We start from the raw sequence: 3,164 nt of genomic DNA, 5'->3' as shown, positions 1-3,164 counted from the left end.
TCGGCGACCTTGCCAGCCGCGTCGAGCACCTCGCAGCGCACGAAGAACACCCGTGAATCCCGCGCCTCCCTCGGCAGCACGAGTGCCTGCGCGGTGCCGCCCGACGGCACGTCGAGGTTGGCGCTCGTCTGGTCGTCGCGCACTCTGCCCTGCAGGTCGTAGACCCTGACCCGCACCCTGGCGTCCTTCACGTCACCGGGGGTCTGGTTGACGAGGGTGACCCCCGCCTGGCTGTGGTCCCCCGTCGCGTAGGAATCGAACACCGCCGAAAGGGGACGCAGCCCGGCCTTCGCGCCGTAGTACGCCCCGCCGGGGCGCAGGTAGTAGTCGAAGATGTTGCCGAAGAACGACGGCCAATGACTGTTCAGCATCCAGTAGATCGTCATCTTGTGGCCGGCCCAGCCGAGCGCGGCGTACGACTCGAACTGGGCTCGAGTGGATTCATAGTGCGCCAGTTGGGCTTTGCGGGCGAACTCGTAGGCGCTGCCAGAAGGGCCGTAGCGCCGATTGATGGCCAGCTGGATGCTGGTCAGCTCGGCGTTGCCGGGGTTGGAGCCGGCGTGGAAGGTCCAGTAGTCGTTGATCGGCCACAGCTTGTCCGGCGGGATGAACTCCTGCAGGCTCGCGAACGGCGGGATGTGTTCGTTGTCGCCCTGTTCGGCCGATGCCCCTCTGGCCGCACGGTACCGTCCGCTGAACCAGTACGACGGCGGGCGCCAGGTGTAGGGACCCGCCATCTGGATGCCGTCCCACAACCGTTCGCCGACGGAGTTGGTGACGTAGGACGACACCGTGTCGACGACGGCGTTCTGCCAGTGCAGGTCTCGCAAAATCTGGTGGTAGTCCGCCCGCACCTTGTCCGGTGGCCTGCCGTCGCTGGCGTTGGCCCAGACGAATGCCGATGCGTGGGACCGCAACATGGTGATCTGCGATCGCAGGCTGTCCCGTGCGACCCGGTTGTCCTCGTCGTCCCACTGTGGCCACTTTTCCCACTGGTTGCAGCACATCCAGCCGACCATCAACGGGATGCCGAGCTCGTCGGCGGCTTCGACGAACCGCTCGTCGGGGATCTTCGACTCCAGCCGAAGCATGTTCAGGCCAAGGTCGCGGACATAGGACAGGATGGCGTCGTCACGGTCGGGGTCGTATGCGTACAGCAGGTCTGGGGTGTACGTCGCGCCGCGCACCAGGAAGTCGCGGCCGTTCACCTGGAGATAGAAGCTGCCACCGGCGCCCAGCTCGGGGAAGCGTTGATCGTCGTCGCGGAACTGGGAGATGGTCCGGACACCGAACCGTTGGTGCGTCTCGTCGATCGCGCTGCCGAACTGCCGGAACTCGATGCGCAGGTCGTACATGTTGGGGGCGCCCATGGTGTACGGCCACCACAGATCGGGGTGGTCCAGCACGAGCTGGCCGTAATCGGATGGCGCGAAGCCGACTTCGCGCTGTTCGCCCGGCGCCAGGCTAACCGCCTCTTCGACTTCGACGTCGGGCTTTCCCGCGCGGCTGATGGTGGCGCGCACGACGCCCCGGATGCGGTCGGTCGACAAGTTCCGCACGTTGGTGAAGATCGACAGGCGCGCGGTATCGGTGTTCGGCAACGGCAGTTCGGTGTTGACCGTGGCGGCGGCGATGGCGACCGCGCCCGACATCCGCAGGGTGACGGGCTTCCAGATCCCCGCGTTGCGGTCGGGGACGAAGGAGATGCCATTGCCTGGGTTCTTGTCCGGCCCCTGATACCCGAGGTAGTTCCAGTTGATCCAGTCGAACCAGCTGTCGGCGAGCTCGACGCCGTTGACGTCCTGCAGCGACCGCTCGGGTGTCACCTTGACCGCGAGGGTGTTCGGCTGATCGGTTCGGATCCACTTGGTGACGTCCACGTCGTGGTCGACGTACATGCCGACGATCTGCTTGGCGTCGGCAACCAGGTGGCCGTTGAGCCAGATCTCGGCACGGTAGTTGATGCCGGGGAAGTTCAGCTGGTAGGTGCGGTGACCCGCCTCGGCGTCGAACGTGGTGCGGTACCACCAGTCCTGCTTCCAAAGGTCCTGTGGCACTTCGTCGACGAGGTTCTTGCCGTAGTAGAGGTTGGGGTAGGTCCCGTCGTCCTCGAGTGCCTGCAGGACGGTGGCGGGCATTCGGCGGACGTCGTGCCACTTCCCGTTCGAGACCGCAGGTGCCCGGTAACCCTCGAGTGAGATCGCCGAGCCCTCGTCCGGCACGTCTCGGGCCGACGCCAGCTGCCAGCCGTCGGACAACTCGACGGTCTGGGCGGGCGGTTCCGGCCTGGCGAAGCGGGGCAGGTCACCGGCGCTGATCAGCATCAGGACGAGTAGAACAACGAAGCCCAGGACGGCGGTTCGGCGCATCTCGGGCGCGATGGTGCTACTCCATTCCTGGCAGGGGGGCGCGTCACGGCGGGACGCTGCCGGGGCGAGCGAAGCGACGGGAAAACGCGAGGGGCCTACATTGTGCCTGCCGGTCGGCAGGCTGGCTTCACGTGCCCGCGATGCCGCTGATCAGACGATCGCAGACCGCGTACATCTGGTCGAGAGCGTCGTCGGCGTCGTCGGCGCGGGAGACGTACAGGGCAGCCTCGTCGAGAGCGCCGAGCAGGATGTGTGCCGTCGGGCGCAGTGGCTGTTCGGGGATCACGCCGTCGGTCATCGCCGCGGCGAGCATCGCCTCGATCACGCCGAGGCCGTACTTCATGCCGACTTCTCGCCAGCGGTCCCAGCCGAGGACGGCGGGCGCGTCGATCAGCACGATTCGCTGTACGTCGGGAGCCGAGCATTCCTCGAGGAACAGCCGCGAGCCGATCCGCATGGCGGACAGCTGGTCGGTGGGCGCGGCCGTGACGATTCTGGTGGTGATGGTGCCGACGAGGTCGCGCTCGACCTCTTCGTACACCGCGGCGAACAGCCCTGTCTTGTCGCCGAACTGGTGATACAGGGCGCCACGGGTGACCCCGGCCGCGGTGACGATCGCCTGCGTCGAGACGGCCGCGAAGCCATCGCTGGCGAACAACCGTCTGCCCGCCTCGAGCAGGCGGGCGCGGGTCGCCGCGGTGCGCTCCGCCTGGGTGCGACGGGGCGGTGCCGGGTCACCGTTGACTTTCATACAGTCTGCACGTAACTTTCATACGGAGTGTTCGTAACTTACGT

2 protein-coding genes are annotated in these 3,164 nt (G+C 66.7%); both read right to left on the bottom strand.

The features are described 5' to 3' along the window. Positions 1-2,369, bottom strand: a 2,369-nt coding sequence (locus QOD90_RS30200) for a glycoside hydrolase family 2 protein (RefSeq protein ID WP_526356052.1), incomplete at its 3' end; no start/stop codon positions are given. 127 nt (positions 2,370-2,496) lie between these two features. Further along, positions 2,497-3,120: a TetR/AcrR family transcriptional regulator gene (locus tag QOD90_RS30195; protein WP_526356050.1), complete on the bottom strand. Its 624-nt coding sequence runs from the start codon at positions 3,118-3,120 to the stop codon at positions 2,497-2,499. Between the last annotated feature and the right edge of the window lie 44 nt (positions 3,121-3,164).

This window comes from Mycobacterium sp., from assembly GCF_032161845.1.
Classification (GTDB): domain Bacteria; phylum Actinomycetota; class Actinomycetes; order Mycobacteriales; family Mycobacteriaceae; genus Mycobacterium.
The sequence above is the reverse complement of the archived record's forward strand: the minus strand, read 5'-3'. Positions and strand labels throughout refer to the sequence as shown.